The organism is candidate division WOR-3 bacterium (assembly GCA_039802005.1).
Taxonomy (GTDB): domain Bacteria; phylum Hydrothermota; class Tepidihabitantia; order SM23-42; family JAOAFX01; genus JAOAFX01.
Genome location: JBDRVV010000029.1, coordinates 1 through 16,695, shown reverse-complemented (window position 1 = coordinate 16,695; position 16,695 = coordinate 1). Strand labels below are relative to the sequence as shown.

The following is a 16,695-nucleotide window of genomic DNA, read 5'->3' as shown; positions in this document are numbered from 1 at the left end:
TGAAAATCTTTATAGAAATGGGTAAGATAGTAGTTTTGTTATTTGCTCTATCCCTGATCGTTGAAAGAGTTACCGAGAAAATTTTATATGTTATTCCGAATAGCAAAAACAAGTTTTTTGCCTGGATTTTAAGCACAGCGCTTGGATTGATAATCTCCTTTTCATTCAGATTTGGATTTATCAGAGAATTGGGGTTGGCGACCAGCTCAAATTTGAGCCAGTGGGTTGACTATTTTATAAGTGGACTTTTAATTGCCTGTGGTAGTGAACCGGTTCACTCCATAGTTGAGGGATTGGCATATAAAAAGGATGAATTGAAAAGGAAGGCAAAAAATGTTTGAGATATTTGCTGGAAAGGATCCCCAAAAGGCGTATCAGCGTGCTCAGGAATATATCAAAGAAGGTAAGTTAAATTCTGCAATCAAGGTTCTTGAGGATAATTTAACCGAAACCGAAGAAGCATTTCCTTTATATTTAGAACTTGCCCGTTTATATTTTGAAAATCAACAAAGGGCTGAGGCAGTGGAAACACTCAGAACTGCCCAGGTGGTAGCACCTTCCCGAACTGATGAAATCATAGGATTGCTTTCCGATTATTTTTTCCGATATACATCAATAGATGCAGGCGATTTTTTACTGCAATTGTATGTGAGTCAGGAAGAATACGATGAGTTGTTCAAGGTCTTAAGGGCATTCAATGAGCGAGAGGTAAAATTACTCATAAATCGTTATGAGAAATTAAAACAGGGAATAGCGACAAAAAAGATATTTTCAAAAAGGGATTTTGAAAATCTCATTATATACGGCACAATAATCTTCACATTTCAGGACGGCAGGACTGCACTTGAGAATATTGATTTCCTTCTGAACACAGAAGGATTTCAAAAGCAGATTCTGGGATGGGCGCGGGCAATTGCGCGTGAGCGGTTTAATGATCCCTATGCCGCACTACTATTACTTAAAAGTTTAGTATATTCGGGCAACGCACCAGAGGCATTGAGCCAGGCGCAAAGGATCTATGAAAAATTTCCAGATTTTATTGACCCGTTACTTGATACCCTTATTACCGTCCATCCACCACCCGACTTAGAAAATAGTTTCAATCAATTTGTCACCGAACTCTATGTAAAAAAAGGCGACCTTGATGCCTCCCTGGCAAGGCTTGAAGAATTATTAAAAAAAGACCCATCAAAGATTGATGATGTAATAAAAACGCTCCGTGAGTTACAGCGTATGAATCCCCAGAATTTAAAGGTACTATTCAGCCTTGCTGATAATCTTCTCAATGCAGGAAGAATTTCTCTGGCAATCACGGAATTTGATAAAATTCTTGAAATTGACGCTGAACAATATTCCACAGTAATGCAAAGATATGAGAAGGCATTTGAAAAAGAACCTAACAATCCACTTGTAATACAGGGATTGGTCAATTTCTATTTGAAACAAAAAATGATTGATGAGGCAATAAAGGTGATTGATCGGGCATATAAAATTGACCGTGGCCTCATAGATGAATATATCCAGAATCTGAATTCTATACTGGAACAGATGCCCGAAAACTTTTATGGGCTCTACCTGTTAGGATTATGTTATAGCCACAAAGGTGAGGATGAGAATGCCTCAATCATATTTGAAACCCTTCTTGAAAATGAAAAATACGACCTGGTAAATCAGGCATTGGACGAGATTTTGAAAACTAAACCGTCTGATCCAGTCTATCTCGTACTCAAGGCAAAGGCGCTTATTAATCTGAACAAAGATGATGAGGCATTTGCATTGATCAAACCCCACATTGATGAAGAAAATATAACAAATTTTATCTCAATACTTGATGCGATATTGAACCATAAACCAGCATTGGCAAAGGATATAATAAAAATATACAATGACTATCGTGAGCGTGAACCTATTTTATTTGATATTGCAATTGCCCGTGGTTATGCCTACTCAGGTGAAAATGAGAAGGCAATTAAAAAATTTGAAGAACTTCTTGCCAATGACGAAACCAAAGACACAACAAAACGCGCACTGCTTGAAGTAATAAAAGAAAGACCGAAGGCAGTTCCATTACTTCTTACTGCGGCAAGAATATTTTTGAAAGATGGAGAGATTGAAATTGCAACCCAATTCTTTAAAACCGCTCAAATGGTCGATCCCAAGGCATTCTTTGAAATTATAGATGAATTTTATGATACATTGAAGGCATTTCCAAAAGATCGAGAGGTCTGGGTATTATTAATTGACACATTCTTTAATCGTAAACTCTACGACCGGGTTATTGAAGAAGCAAAAAAGGGTATAGAAGTCTTCGGTAACCAGGCACAGTATTTCAACCTCAGGTTAGGACAGGCACTCGTTGAAAGTGGCAATCTAAGCGATAGTGTAAGGCCTTTAATGCTTGCCCTTGATGGTGATACAGATTATTCAAATGAGGTCATTAGTTATCTTGATAAGATTCTTGCCGTGGATAAAAGCAATGTCCCTGCGCATTTTGCCCGGGGTAGGGCGCTGGCAAGGGCAAAACGGATTGATGAGGCAGTTGAAGAATATCTTTTGACGGCACGAATCGTGCCCGCGAGGGCTGAATATGTTTTGGATGAATTGAAGACAATTTCTACAAAATCCATTGCCAATCCCAAGGTGATATTTGCTATGGGGGCGATTGAAATAAATTTAAAGAAATATTCTGAAGGCATAAAACATCTTGTGCAATCCTGTGAACTGGACAATAACCTTGTTTCCCGGGTTTTGCCTTTACTTGAAAAATTAAACACCCAATTGCCGTCTCCTTTGTTGTCATTCAATCTGGCAAGGGTTTATTATCTGGCAAATTTGAAATCATCAGCAATAAAGTTTTTCATAGATGCCCAGGAAAAAGAGCCTGCTTTCCGTGAACCTGCAATATCCGAAATGAAAAGAATATGTAATGAGGAACCCCAGGATATTGAAGCGAGGAAAGGACTGGCACAAATTTATCTTAATTATAATAATCTTGAAGATGCCCTTTACACAACTGAAGAGGTATTTCAAATCGATAAAAATGAAATACGCTGGGTCAAAGATTTCGTAATGCAGATTCTCTCAAAAAATCCAAGCCATATTCCTTCATACCATTTTTTAGGGAAATTATTTATAAATGAAGGGAACTTTGTCAATGCAATTGAGGTCTTTAAAAAACTTTTAGATTTTGCACCCCAGGAAACTCCTAATATCATTGAGACCTTGAAACAAGAGTATGAAAAATCCCCGGAGTTGACCTATTTTACTGGTGTGTTATATAAAGAAATTGGCGAGGTAAATCGCACGATTGCATTATTCAAAAAATTATTTGATACTGACCCGGATTTTGCCGACAATATTATCATTCAAATAAAAGAAATTTTATTGAAAAACGAAAAGATTGGTCCCGCCTACTTACTTTTGAGTGAAATTTATACATATAAAAAGGATTATGAACATGCGCTTGAATCTCTCAAAACAGTAGAAAAATTAATACCGCAAAGAAGAGAAGAAATTTTATTAAAACAAGGACAGTTATATTTTGAAAAAGGAGAGGTAAATAAAACGCTTGAAATATATACCAGACTTTTGCAGGAAACAAAAGACCGTAATCTGGTATATAAAACGATTAGAAAAGTAAGGGATGAATATTTTAATAAAAAGTTAAAAGAAATACCTAAAGAGACTGACGAAGCGCGGTTATTAAGGGCAAATGTCTATCTTTTAATGGATAAAGTTAAAGATGCAGAAAAAGAGATACAATCACTTGGCAGCGATAAAATAAACACACGCGATTATATAATGCTGAGGGCAAGAATTTTATTAAAAAAGAATCAGCCCATTGATGCCCTTGAAACATTGAGAAAATTACCGGTTGATAAAGATACCGCTATGCTCTATGCAGATATTTATGAATCGCTTGGTTCTTATTCAGCAGCAGCGGGGGTTCTGAAATTACTTAATGATGATTCACTCAAGCCAAGGATTGAGCGATACGAAAGGCTTGCCCAGGAAAGGCGTTTGGGCAGGGGAAGATATTTTATTGAAGGGAGGATTTAATGAAATGTCCATTCCTTGTTAAGAGAAAAGAGATTTTTGACCGCGATGGTAAAAAAATTGGTGAAGAAATAGAGATCAAAGAATGTATCAAAAACGAATGCATGGTATATGATGGTGCCGCAAAGTTATGTTCGTTATTATCCACAAATATTAAGAATGGTATAATAATTGAAGACTTTAAAAATGGTGTTAAGGAAATAAAAGAAGAAATGTTCCAACGCAATGAGGCATTGGGTGTTATTATCTCTACGACGGTTCAAACCCTGCAGGATGCCCTGCTCAACCGCTTTGATATAATGAAAAAGCAGAATGAAGTAATCGCCCTCGGATTTGATCGTTTAACAGAAATTCAAAATTCAATTATTGAAACTTTAAAATCCATTTCTGAAAAACATCTTGCACAGATTGAAGCCTTGAACAATACCAATCATTTGCAGATTGAAGAATTAAAATCAATAAAAGAGGCAAACAATAATATTACAAATGTCCAGAACAAACTAAGTGAGGAACTGAAACAATATTTCAATGAAGTAAAAGTGAGTTTTGAAGGACTTAGTGAAAATATCAGTCATAAGGCCGATACCCTGAAGAATGCCGTTGAAAAGGTTTCAACCACTTATCAGGCAGGGACCGAGGCGTTAAATGCGAGCATAGAAAAGAGCAATGAAACATTCCAGGCAATTTTGAAAAAATTTGAAGTTGTTGAGAATATAGTTAGTGGTGTAAACAATATTGCTGATTTAGTCAAAAACGAAATTGCTGGAATTAAAACCGAAACGGTGAGTAGTCTTAATAATCTTGGTGGAAAATTTGATGAACTAAAAATATCTTTCCTGGAAGGTATCAAAGGTCAGCAGGAATCTTCAGAAAAGATTTATCAGGGAATGCAGGAAGCAATCAATAACAAACTGGAAGAGCTGAAATCTACGCTTACTAACTTTTTGCAGACCCAGGGCTCAAATCAACAGGGTTTATTAAAAGACCTTGAAGGAACGATAGGCTTCAAACTTGATGAATTAAAGGTTTTATTCAATGAATTTTCAAAATTACAGCAGGGCAACAACGAATTTATGGGTAGTCAATTTGACAAAATTTCCAGCACTTTAGTCCAGAAGGTTGACCAGACGACAGATGCCCTCAAGACAGAATTGATTAATTTAAAGAATGAATTTGTAAATAGTCTCACAAATATCCAGGGCAGTTTTGCTTCATTCACCGCACCTGTGAACGAAATAAAAGAATCCCTGAGCAACCAGCTCGTTTTAATCCAGGATAGTATAAAGAATTTTGAAAGTCCGATAAATGAATTGAAAAATTCGCTCAGTGCGCAATTAGGTTCAATCGTTGATGGTCTTAAAAATTATGAAACTCCGATAAATGAATTAAAAAATACATTGAGCAGTCAACTGGTTTCAATCCAGGAAAATTTAAAGAATTATGAAACACCGATAAATAACTTGAAAGATTCGCTGAATAATCAACTCAATGCAATCCAGGAAGGACTGAGAAAGTATGATGATATGAATAATGTGCTTAAGAGCGGAATCTATAACATAGGTGAATTTCTTAATAATACAAGCCAACATTACCTTAATTCGCTTAATACCATTCAATCCGGGGTGGAAAAATTTGGAGAACTCTTTGAAAAGACCCAGACTAATATCGCAAATATGAGTGAAATGATGAATAATCTCAATCGCAATTATCTTGAATCTTTAGGTAAGATTGCTGGACTTGCAGAAGGCATGCGCAAAGGTGTAGAGGCTGTTGGTGCGGGCATGCAGGAGTCAGTAAAGGATTTGATATCTGAGATGAAGAAGGAAATCGGGGGGCTCGAAGAGCAATATGAAAAGACATTTGGTGATATTGCCCGGCTGTCCGAAAAATTTGGTGAACTAAATAATCAAATCAATCGTATGACAAATGAAATACAGAAACAATTTAAAGACCTTCTTGAACAACAACTTGATATGTCAAAATTCAGCAACGAAGTATTAAAGAATCTGAAGGAATATTTTGCAAAACAGGAAGAGCAATACAAAGCAGAGCAGCTGGCAAAGAAAAAGAAAGATGCACTTGACCATTTTGACCGCGCAACCCTTTATTATTATCGGGGCAATTATGAACTTGCCCTTAACGAAATTGAGCGGGCATTAGAACTTGATAAACTTGCCGAGTATCTAAACCTTAAAGGACTCGTGCTTACCGAACTCGGCAGGGATAGTGAGGCACAGAAATCATTTGAAGAGGCGTTGCAACTGGAACCCAATCTTGCCGAGATTTATAACAATTTTGGATTGCTTTATGTAAAGACCAAAAAACTCAACGAGGCAATTGGAATGTTCCAGCAAGCAATCAAAAGAAATGTAAATTATAGCCTTGCCTATGTCCATATGGGTAAGGCATTACTTGAGTTAGAAAAATATGATGAGGCAATATCAGCATTCCAGCGTGCCCTGGAAATTGATCCTACTAACAGTGAGGCTAAAGAGGCAATAGAACTATACAAACAGGGAAAGATCAGCGCCTGAATAATAGATAAAAAGGGGAGGTTATGCACAGAATAATTCTGCTTGTATTTTTATTCTCAATTATCTATGGAGATGTAATGTATGAAATGGAGACCAAGACCGATGGAATGATGGGATTAGGGGACGAAGTTATGACATTCAGAAATTTTATAAAATTTGATCGGATGAGGACTGAGGTCAAAATCGGAAATTCAGAATCAAAGGACGAGGCATTTATTGCAATTATTCGTCTCGATAAGGGTGTTTCCTGGATTCTAAACCCCGAAAATAAAGAGTATATTGAAATGCCTCTCAGCGAAAAATTAGAAAGTAGTATTATTGACTCCTCCAATGTCATGCCTGAATTTAAAATTGAAAAATTGGAAGAAACAAAAGAAATTCTAAAAATAAAATGTGAAAAATATTTTGTGTCAGTTGATATAAATTCCGGGGATGAAAAAATGGAGATTACCCAGACGATGTGGATGGGCAAAGATTTTCCGGGTTATGATGAAATCAAAGAATTCAATGATAAGGTTTTGGGTAGAGTGAATGAAACCGGGTTGGTTGATATTGATAATAAACTGCTTAAGGATTTACAAAAAAGGATTTCTGAAATAGATGGATTTCCCTTAGAAATGGAAATAAATGTAAAAATGGAAGACAATTATACAAAGACGGAATTAAAGAGTTCAAGCGTCATAAAAAAATTAACCACCGTCCCTATCAGTGATAGAGTCTTTGAAATTCCAGAGGGCTATAATCCGGTAAAAACCCCCAATACAGATTAATAATGGAATAAAGTTAGGGATTTTTGTGTATAATAATAATGAGAGTGATGATGTCTTAATCCAGGCAGTAAAAGATGGGGATTGTGAGGCATTTGGTCCCCTGATTGAGCGGTATAAAATCCCCATTTATCGCCTGGTCTATAGAATGGTGCGCAACCGGGATGATGCCGAAGATCTGGTACAGGAGATATTTATCAAGGCTTATAATGGAATAAAGGGGTTCAAATCGGGCAATCGGTTCTTTCCATGGCTATCCAGGATTGCGGTCAACCATACGCTGAATTATATAAAAAAGGAGAAAAAAGTTGAAGTCCAGCCGCTTGAATGGGCAGAAAATTATGATGATGGTAAAAATGATCCAGTGGAAATCGTGGGGCAGAAAATGCTGAAAGAAAAGATTGCACGGGCAATGGCAAGATTACCTGAAGAATACCGGATTATATTGATTTTAAGGGTTGAAGAAGAGTTATCCTATGAAGAAATAAGCCAGTCATTGAATATTCCCCGGGGGACGGTGATGTCAAGACTGGCAAGGGCAAGGCAGAGATTAAGAGAGATATTTGAGGATATGAACAAAGGTGTTCTATGAGGGAAGAATTAAATAAATCAGGCTGCGGCATTTCTATTGAATTGCTCAGCGCTTTTATTGATAATGAACTTGATGAACAGGAATATGCACGAATAAAAGAGCATTTGGAATCCTGTGTTTATTGCAGGAAGATAGTTGAGCAATTCAAGGAAATGGACGAGCAGATTCGTCAGCTGGAATTAGAAGAGCCATCCCGTGAATTCATCTTCAATCTCAAAAGAAATGTAATGGAAAGGATTGGTAAAAAGCCGAAGTTTGTCTTTTGGAAATTCTTTCCGATACTCATTCCGGCTGCAGTTGCAGTCTTGATACTTATCGTCATCAGGAGTGAAGGATTAGAAACCCCTGTGGGTATGAATAACAGGGTTCCTTATGTTTATTCTGATGAAGAAAAAGCCATAAAAGACCAGAAGATCGACATATCTCTGCCTGCACCCGCACCCATTGCAAAATCAAAACCCAGAACTGAAACTCATTTAGACAAAAAAACTACAGCGCCCGCACCAACAATTGCTTCCCGGCAGGCTGAAGAACTTGAAAGCCGTGCTTACGCCGCAGAACGATCTGTGCCTGAAATTACCGAGCCGGTTGTAATAAGGGCGATTGTTGATTCAACAGGAAGGATTATAAATGTTGCAAAAGGGAAATCTTTAACCCCTGAAGAAGATACAACAATTTTCCGTGCATTAAAAGGAAAACAACTCTCACCACCCAAAATCCAGGGCAGACCAACCCAGATGTTTGTAGAGTTTACCCCTGAAGAAAAAGATTCAAATTAAATTTTCTATAATTTTTTTAAAAATTCTCTTGCCGCTGACTGCTCTGCCTGTTTTTTGCTATGACCCTCTCCTTGAGATACTTTATTGCCATTGACATAGAGCCCGACAATAAATGTTTTATCGTGTGGTGGACCATACTCTTCAATTACCTTATATTCAACCTTTTTTTTATTCTTCATTGCCCAGTCATTAATGAGCGATTTACAATCCCTTGATATTTTGAATCTTTTTTGTAGAAGAATTTTTTTAATATATCTTTTTGTATAATCTAACCCCCTATCAAGATATATTGCACCGATCAATGCCTCAAGTGCGCAACTGATATTGGAATGTCGCTCCCTGCCTCCGGTCAATTCTTCGCCTTTATCCATAATGAGCATTTCACCGATACCCAATCCCCTTCCAATTTTATACAGAACTTCTTCCTGGATGAATCTTTTCTTGAGTTCATTCAGTTCTCCTTCGCTTTTTTTCGGAAATTTTTTTATGAGATATTCACGCACGATTAGTTCCAATACTGCATCCCCGAGGAATTCAAGGACTTCATTGGATTTAATGCGGTTTTCAGCAACTGCCGAAGAATGGGTTAGTGCCTTTTTCAGGAGTTTTTTATTATTGAATTGTATTCCTAATTTTTTTTCAATTTCACTAAATTTTTGCGACAGCTTCAATCTCAACGAGCGCTCCTTTTGGCAAGCCATTTACAAAGATTGTAGTTCTTGCCGGCGGTTCATCAGTAAAATATTGGGCATATACTTCATTCATAAAAGGGAAATCTTCAGATTTTGTCAAATATACAGTCGTCTTTACTACATTATCCAACTTTGACCCGCCTGCCTCAAGAACTGCTTTGAGATTCTCCAGAACCTGTCTGGTCTGTTCTTTTACACCGCCTGCTACCATTTCCCCGGTATCGGGTTTCAAACCTATCTGCCCCGCAGTAAATATAAAACCATTGGCAATCACACCTTGAGAATAGGGTCCGATCGCCTTTGGAGCCTTGTCAGTCTTTATGATTTTTTTCATATTCTACTCCTTTTTTATAATGCCATTTTTTATTTCATAAATCTGTCCCTGAAAAATAAATTTTGTGTCCATTACATGCTCAATCTTTTTATTATATACAAGCCAGGAAGAAATTCCAGACCTTTCCATCAACTCCTGTGCCAGTTCTTTTTCTAAAAAACCACCGAGTTTAATTCTATATAAATTATTGGGAGCTGAATCTATGAATACAGGTAATCCACCATTCTTTATACTATCACAGAAATTCTGCGCCCGATTTATTTCTGAGAATGCCCCGAACTGGATATAGAATAGTGAATCATTAGAAATAGTTTCTTTAATAACTGGTGGTTTAATTGCATATTCACTTTTCAAAAGAGCTTTGAATAGTCCAGTCTCGTTGTCCATTAAAAATATTTCACCATCCCTGCTCAAACATAAGTTCTGGTCAAAATCAATCTCATACATTTGATATATTTTTCTCTCGTTCTCTAAAAGATTCTTTATCCGCATTGTAAATGGCTCAATCAAAACAATCAAATCTTTATTATAAAATACAAAATCTGAATTTTTTGAAGTACCATTCAATAAAACGGGTTGAAAATCAATCATCTTGCCATTTTTGTCTATTTTACAGATTGCCTGTGTATTTGTTATTATGTAGTAATCACGGTAGAAAAAGAAATTTTCTCCCGGAAATTCAAATTTTACACTCTTTTTTACCTTCAAGTCAGTATCAAGATAGTGGAGCCCTGAACTGGTTAAAATGACAAAATTTTTTTCCTGTGGTAAATAATAATAATTTTTTATCTCGGTAAAGTTTTTGCTCTTGATAGTTCTACCTTTATGCAAATCAATGATTTTGATTATACTTCTTTTATCATTCTTCGTGAACAAATATAATAGCTCTTTACGCGGCAACTTTACAGGAGAAACCATTGGTTGATAATCGCCGGGTTCAATCCCGATTCCATTTTTGAATGCAAGATTTTTTTTATTGAGAATAATTATCTCTGATGATGAGATTAAAATTATCTCGTCTCTGGTATCAGTTATATAATTGAACCTCTGAGGAAGTGGTGTACGGTCTATTATCTGAAATTTCGTTGTGTCAAAAGCAAGGATATTTTTTTCAGTCAGAACATATAGGTTCCCGTCAATTAGATAATCAATTACCCCTTCTTTTAGTATAAACTCCTGAAAAGATAGATTTTCAATATTTACATTCAAAATTTTGTTTTCGTTGACTATGATTATAGAAAATAAAAAAATTTCTATCAGCATTAGAACTATAATATTGAAATTGACAAAAAAATCAAGGTGCGGAAAGCTCTAAACAAAATAAAAATCGGGGCGATCCGATTTGAACGGACGACCCCCAGCACCCCAAGCTGGTGCGCTGAACCAACTGCGCCACGCCCCGATTAGGCAATTATATATGAAATATCAGGGAAGTCAAGTGTTCTCAGTTCTATTTATTTTGTCCATCGGATTGGAATGTCCCTTGTAAAATCCTTTCCAAAATCTACATTTCCTTTTAACTCATAATTTCCATCATTATCGGAATCACACCAAAGTAATGACCAGCCACGCGCTTCATAGTGCCACACCTGGGCTGGAGCCCCGGTTGTTTCCATAGGTCTATATTCAATCTCATCAGGGGGTCCGTATAGTATAAAAAATCTACCTTGATTCGTATCGCGACCCTTCAAATTAGAAGTAGAGAATTTTTGATCCGCCTCAAGTAATCTTTTCTCAAATGATTTATAATCACGCTTGGACCAGAATTTCTTAAGATATTCAATCTGTTTTGAATGGCTCATTTTGAGAAATTTTTTATATTCTTTTTCGGAAACGAGATATTTTATCTCCCGGGCATAAGGTTTATCTGTTATATCAAAATCTATCTCGCTTATCTTAAACTCACAACTTTTCTGAATACTCAAATTTTATTCTACTGACGCATTTATCGTAAACCGATTTATCTTTATCTTTGACCAGATAGCGAATGGTATAAAGTAGGCTGTCCGGAACAAGCCCGTAGATCTCAATATATGAAAAGAGTGTATCTAAAATTGAATATGCTGGATTAATAAAAGGTATTAATTCAATACCATGCCGGTTGAACAAACCCTGTTTGCGTATTTTACCGGATAAAATAAGATCGCTTGTATAAAATGAGGATGTATCGGGTAATACATTATTATATAAATATTATACGAAGTTGTTAAATAATGTCAAGGGATAACTTCGTAAGTGGTGAATTAAATGTAGTGGCCGAGTTTACGATGAGCTGAATACCTGGTTGACAAATCATATATTTTAATTATAATTTTTAAGAATTTAAAACGGGTATAAATGCCCACGAACTAATAACCATTTTTTAGCCGGGGTGGTGGAACTGGCAGACACATACGTTTGAGGGGCGTAGGCCTTCGGGCGTGGGGGTTCAAATCCCCCCTCCGGCAGTTCATCCCTCAAAAATCGTCCTCTTTTATGGGGGAGGATAAAGAAGGGAGTGGAAAGGAGAGTATTATGTTAGTATTAATCGGTGTTTTGTTATTAGGAAATGTGGGGAATATTGTTTGCACAGATCTTGATGGCAGAACATACCCGGTTGGAAATTTTGAGGGAAACTGGATACAAATATTCACCCCACCCCAGCAGATGCCAAACTGGCCAAAGTCAATCAGTGTCAATCCATATTATGCACCAAGCGGTGTCAATCTTGCCGATATTAACAACGACGGCGATTTAGAGATTATCGTCGGCTCCACGAATAATCAAGTTTATATCTGGGATTATCAGGGAAATTTAATGCCGGGCTGGCCAGTAACAGTCGGTAGTATGGTGCAGGCAAAGGTTGCAGTAGGTGATATTGATAATAATGGAGATATGGAGATAGTGATTGCGGCACGGAATGGGTATGTCTATATCTATAATCATGATGGCACGACTTTTCCCAACTGGCCCCAGAATGCGAATGGAGTTCTCGGTTTTATCGCACCCGTCCTTTTTGACCTTGACCGTGATGGCGATTTAGAGATTATAATGGCGCAGATGCAGTCAGGACAGCCAGGCCATGTCTATGTCTGGCATCATAATGGCACGGTCTATACGGGCTGGCCCCAGAATACCGACTATCTTGCCGTCGCTTCGGTTGCGGTTGCAGATATAGATAATGATAATCTCTTTGAAATCGTCTGTCTATCTTATCGCTCAGTATATGTATGGGACCAGAATGGGAATACTGAACCGGGCTGGCCCAAACTCAATGTTGCGGGTGGTATGAGTTATGCCCAGCCCGTGATTGCTGATTTAGATAATGATGGTGACCAGGAGATTTTACATTCCTATTATACCAATAGTGTCAACTATGTAAACATCTATCACCACGATGGCACAAATTTTACGAATTGGCCCCAGACATTTCCCGGACCCCAGACTTATACAATGCCCGTGGTCGGTGATATTGATGGTGACCATGATTTAGAGATATTTGGCGGTGGGCATATCATTAATGCACCAAATCTCCTGGCAAGACACCATAATGGAATCCAGGTCAGCGGCTGGCCTGTGAATTGTGATATGCTTGAATGTTCACCAATCGTCTTTGATGTTGACAACGACAATCTGCGTGAAGTCTTGGTTGCAGATAATGCAAATCCTGGACATTTCTATGCCTATGAGGGAAATGGTTCTTTAGTTACTGATTGGCCCATTCCAACAACCTCAGCCGCGATTGTTAACAGTCCTTCTGTCGGTGATGTTGACCTTGACGGTGATATTGAGATTGCCCTGTTAACAAGCGATGGCACGGTCAATCTCTGGACGATTTCGGGTGTTCCATATTGTGGCTATTACACTGACTGGGGAACTTATTATCATGACCAGTGGAATACCGGATGGTTCCATCCCAAACCACCCCAGAATTTAAGTGCAACCGCCGCGGTTGACCATATCAATCTGATCTGGAATAAAAATAAAGAACCTGATATTGCCGGATATAATATCTACCGCAGTCAGACATCGGGCGGACCTTATACAAAAATAAATACGGCACTCATAACCGATACTACATATAATGATTACAATGTCTCGCCAGGGATTACCTATTATTACTGTGCCACTGCCCAGATAAGGGCGTTTGCGGAATCGCGCCTGAGCAATGAGACCTCTGCCCAGCTGGGAATTGCGGAAATGAAATCAGATTTTAATGCGGGAATTGAATTAAAACCAAATCCGTTTAAAAAAGAATTATTGATAAAGGGAATAGGCATTACCGGAGTCAGGATATTTGATATTTCAGGTCGGCTCAGGGAATCTTTTGATGGTAAAGATAATATTATCTGGCACGCAGATGGCTTACAACCGGGCATATATCTCATAGAAATAAGACAAAAAGATTTAAAGAAGATAGAAAAAGTTATAAAAATACAATAATTACTGCAGAGCAAGGTCTGCCACTACAACTATTAAATTTTGCAGAGTAAACTCTGCCACTACAACCAACCATCCAATTATGTAGTGGTTGAGCTTGCTCAACAACTTACTACATCAATCATTTTTTACTGTAGTGGTCGAGATTGCTCGACAATTTACAAAGCAAAACTTTCCTGCATTTATTTCGGGGTGACATATAGAAATTGCAATACAGCCATTGAAGGTTTGCCTTACGATTATTTTATATAAAAAACTCATTTAATAATCCCTCATTATCTCCCTTACAAAATTTTAATCCCTCATTATCCCCCTTTACAAAATTTTAATCCCTCATTATCCCCCTTTACAAAATTTTAATCCCTCATTATCCCCCTTTACAAAAGGGGGAAAGAGGGGGATTGAAAGTGTGATTTAATACATATCTGTTAAAAGTATTTAAAACAGCAAAAATATGTGCATAATAATATTTAGCATGAAGACTAAAATTTCAAGAAAAAATGTTGAGAGTACTCTGTAAATCGGCCTGTTGACATATTCTAATTTTTAGATATAATGACTGACTGGTCAGTCATTATAAACTTTTTTATCTTAAAAGGAGTCTAAACTGGTTATTATGAAGAAAGATATACGTCAGAAGATTATGGAGTCAGCGATGGTGATTTTTGCCCGAAAGGGATTTTTTAAGACAACGGTTGAAGATATTGCCCGTTCGGCAAAGGTGGCAAAAGGCACGGTCTATCTTTATTTCAAGGATAAATCCGATATCTATATAAGCATAATTGAAGAACAGTTAAAATCGGCGCTTGCAGATTTAAAAGAAATAAATAGTGAAAATTTGAAAAGCAGTGAGAAATTAAAGAAGATTGCCGAAGACTGGCTCCTCCATTCAGTTGAATTCCACAAATTTTTCCCGGTGATATCAATGGAGAATATAAATCAGGCATTGAAAATAATGAAGGAAATTAAGAAAAGGGTATTTCCAATAATCTATCAGATAATTGCTGCGGTTGCACACATAATAGATGAGGGAATAAAAAACGGTGAATTTCGTAAGATAAATTCAAAGATTGCGGCGATTGGTTTTCTTAACATAATGCGAGCGCCACTGCTCTTAAATCTTTTTACTGAAAAGAAGATAGAATCAAGTGAAGAGATTCTTGGATTATTTTTTGATGGTCTAAAAAACCGAAAGGAGTTAAAATGAATTTCATATCAATCTTGCTCTTTGCCGGGATATTAAATCCCAGAATAGATGCAAGACAGGTCTTCATTGGACCCAATTATTCAAATTATCTTCTTTTTCAGGATACCTTAAAGGAATCAAAAGGCAAGTACCAGTGGGGTATCCAGATAGGTGTGGCGAATATTATTCCTAAACTTGGGATTGAGTTCAGCGGTGCGATCGTTCGCTATGATGCTCCGCCTGATCAGGGACCTTTTGCATACAAATACACACCTTTGACATTCACCATCACCTACAATCTTTTGCCATTTTTAAAGACCGGCTTGTTCCAGCTCCATCTGAAGACTGGCTTTGGCTGGTATCTGTGGCAGGGATTGTTTAACGACCAGGTGATTACACTGCCGACCGGTGATAAAATGGATGAAAAAGACCTTGGTTTTACCGGTGGTCTTGAATTCCAGATTAAGCCATTGGATAATCTTGCATTATTTTCCCATCTGCAATATCATTATCTTACGAGTTCCAATATCTACAAATACGGTTTTTTTGACAAAGACGAAAAATTTTTTGTCAACGGCTTCGGCTTAAAATTCTTTCTACCATAAATGTCAAACTTTCACAAAATACTCTCTCTTATCTTGCTTCCTTTTGATGCCAAAATTTTCTTGACTTCTTTCCTTCTTTATATTGAGCTCTTTTGCATTTCCTCCCCCTTGATGGCAGGGTTTCTTCGCTTTTCCTCCCCCTTGAGGGGAGTTCTCCTTCGCTTTTCCTCCCCCTTGAGGGGGGAGGATTAAGGTGGGGGTGAAGAATGAAACTAACCCCACAAAACAAAATAATATTAAAACGCCTAAGAGGTAATATGACCTTAGCAGAAAAAAGATTATGGTATAAGATACGAGATAAACAATTAGGTGTAAAATTTCGAAGACAGCAGATGATAGGACGCTATATTGTGGATTTTGTCTGTTTTGAGAAAAAATTGATTATTGAGGTTGATGGCAGTGGGCATTTTGAGAGCAGGGGTGATAAAATAAGGGATAGGTGGCTTCGGGCACAAGGATACATGGTATTAAGATTTTGGAATAACGATGTATTGAGAAATATTGATGGGGTGATGGAAGTGATAATCAGTGAATTGTCACCCTCCCCTTTATCCCCTCCCCTCAAGGGAGGGGAAGTTTCAGTAAGTCGAAGGCCCTTCAAAAAAGAGGAAATTGAAGAAGGCGAAAGCCTTCTCAAGTTTGGAGAATCAGAAAATGGAGGTAAATAGAAAAATGCAATTCTTGCGAATTATTAATAACAATATGTTTAGGAATCTTCGTACATCTATAAT

At 37.3% G+C, this 16,695-nt stretch carries 15 protein-coding genes and 2 tRNA genes; 11 read left to right on the top strand and 6 right to left on the bottom strand.

Translation table 11 applies throughout. The features are described from left to right. The first annotated feature begins 17 nt into the window (after nt 1-17). From ABIL69_09285 to ABIL69_09260, 6 genes are read left to right on the top strand one after another with little or no spacing between them, the layout of a single operon-like run. Nucleotides 18-341 carry a hypothetical protein gene (locus ABIL69_09285; GenBank protein MEO0124176.1) on the top strand — a complete coding sequence of 108 codons (324 nt, stop codon included), beginning with the start codon at nt 18-20 and terminating at the stop codon, nt 339-341. After that, a complete protein-coding gene (locus ABIL69_09280) occupies nt 334-4,059 on the top strand; it encodes a tetratricopeptide repeat protein (protein ID MEO0124175.1) in 3,726 nt (1,241 codons plus the stop codon). The genes ABIL69_09285 and ABIL69_09280 overlap by 8 nt, the downstream gene beginning before the upstream one ends. Continuing rightward, entirely contained in the window at nt 4,059-6,590 is a 2,532-nt protein-coding gene (locus ABIL69_09275; protein MEO0124174.1) for a tetratricopeptide repeat protein, read from the top strand. The genes ABIL69_09280 and ABIL69_09275 overlap by 1 nt, the downstream gene beginning before the upstream one ends. A 23-nt stretch (nt 6,591-6,613) precedes the next feature. Continuing rightward, nucleotides 6,614-7,360, top strand: a complete 747-nt coding sequence (locus ABIL69_09270; protein MEO0124173.1) for a DUF4412 domain-containing protein — start codon at nt 6,614-6,616, stop codon at nt 7,358-7,360. Nucleotides 7,361-7,385: 25 nt separating this feature from the next. After that, nucleotides 7,386-7,949 (top strand): sigma-70 family RNA polymerase sigma factor, encoded by a 564-nt coding sequence (locus tag ABIL69_09265; protein MEO0124172.1) that lies wholly within the window; start codon nt 7,386-7,388, stop codon nt 7,947-7,949. Continuing rightward, complete coding sequence (locus ABIL69_09260) at nt 7,946-8,728, top strand: zf-HC2 domain-containing protein (protein ID MEO0124171.1); 783 nt, start codon at nt 7,946-7,948, stop codon at nt 8,726-8,728. The genes ABIL69_09265 and ABIL69_09260 overlap by 4 nt, the downstream gene beginning before the upstream one ends. 5 nt (nt 8,729-8,733) lie before the next feature. Here the strand turns inward: ABIL69_09260 and rnc are convergent, their stop codons facing one another. The 5 genes from rnc to ABIL69_09235 all read right to left on the bottom strand — a co-directional run bounded on the left by rnc (nt 8,734) and on the right by ABIL69_09235 (nt 11,679). Further along, entirely contained in the window at nt 8,734-9,405 is a 672-nt protein-coding gene (rnc, locus tag ABIL69_09255) for a ribonuclease III (GenBank protein MEO0124170.1), read from the bottom strand. Continuing rightward, complete coding sequence (locus ABIL69_09250; protein MEO0124169.1) at nt 9,377-9,754, bottom strand: RidA family protein; 378 nt, start codon at nt 9,752-9,754, stop codon at nt 9,377-9,379. The genes rnc and ABIL69_09250 overlap by 29 nt, the downstream gene beginning before the upstream one ends. 3 nt (nt 9,755-9,757) lie before the next feature. Continuing rightward, nucleotides 9,758-11,017: an SPOR domain-containing protein gene (locus ABIL69_09245; protein ID MEO0124168.1), complete on the bottom strand. Its 1,260-nt coding sequence runs from the start codon at nt 11,015-11,017 to the stop codon at nt 9,758-9,760. Between the two features lie 64 nt (nt 11,018-11,081). Then, nucleotides 11,082-11,156 (bottom strand) — tRNA-Pro (locus ABIL69_09240). 52 nt (nt 11,157-11,208) lie between these two features. Then, nucleotides 11,209-11,679: a GWxTD domain-containing protein gene (locus tag ABIL69_09235; protein ID MEO0124167.1), complete on the bottom strand. Its 471-nt coding sequence runs from the start codon at nt 11,677-11,679 to the stop codon at nt 11,209-11,211. Nucleotides 11,680-12,119: 440 nt separating this feature from the next. On the opposite strand from ABIL69_09235, the gene ABIL69_09230 reads away from it, so the two are divergent. From ABIL69_09230 to ABIL69_09215, 4 genes are all read left to right on the top strand, one after another. Next, nucleotides 12,120-12,201, top strand: a tRNA-Leu gene (locus tag ABIL69_09230). 67 nt (nt 12,202-12,268) lie between these two features. Beyond that, nucleotides 12,269-14,176 (top strand): FG-GAP-like repeat-containing protein, encoded by a 1,908-nt coding sequence (locus tag ABIL69_09225; protein MEO0124166.1) that lies wholly within the window; start codon nt 12,269-12,271, stop codon nt 14,174-14,176. 613 nt (nt 14,177-14,789) lie between these two features. Beyond that, nucleotides 14,790-15,380 (top strand): TetR/AcrR family transcriptional regulator, encoded by a 591-nt coding sequence (locus ABIL69_09220; GenBank protein ID MEO0124165.1) that lies wholly within the window; start codon nt 14,790-14,792, stop codon nt 15,378-15,380. Further along, nucleotides 15,377-15,964 (top strand): hypothetical protein, encoded by a 588-nt coding sequence (locus tag ABIL69_09215; GenBank protein ID MEO0124164.1) that lies wholly within the window; start codon nt 15,377-15,379, stop codon nt 15,962-15,964. The genes ABIL69_09220 and ABIL69_09215 overlap by 4 nt, the downstream gene beginning before the upstream one ends. Before the next feature lie 3 nt (nt 15,965-15,967). On the opposite strand, the gene ABIL69_09210 is transcribed toward ABIL69_09215, so the two are convergent. Next, nucleotides 15,968-16,186 (bottom strand): hypothetical protein, encoded by a 219-nt coding sequence (locus tag ABIL69_09210; GenBank protein ID MEO0124163.1) that lies wholly within the window; start codon nt 16,184-16,186, stop codon nt 15,968-15,970. On the opposite strand from ABIL69_09210, the gene ABIL69_09205 reads away from it, so the two are divergent. Beyond that, on the top strand, nt 16,171-16,632 hold the full coding sequence (locus ABIL69_09205) for an endonuclease domain-containing protein (GenBank protein MEO0124162.1): 462 nt from the start codon (nt 16,171-16,173) through the stop codon (nt 16,630-16,632). The two genes, ABIL69_09210 and ABIL69_09205, sit on opposite strands and share 16 nt — an antisense overlap. The last annotated feature ends 63 nt before the right edge of the window (nt 16,633-16,695 follow it).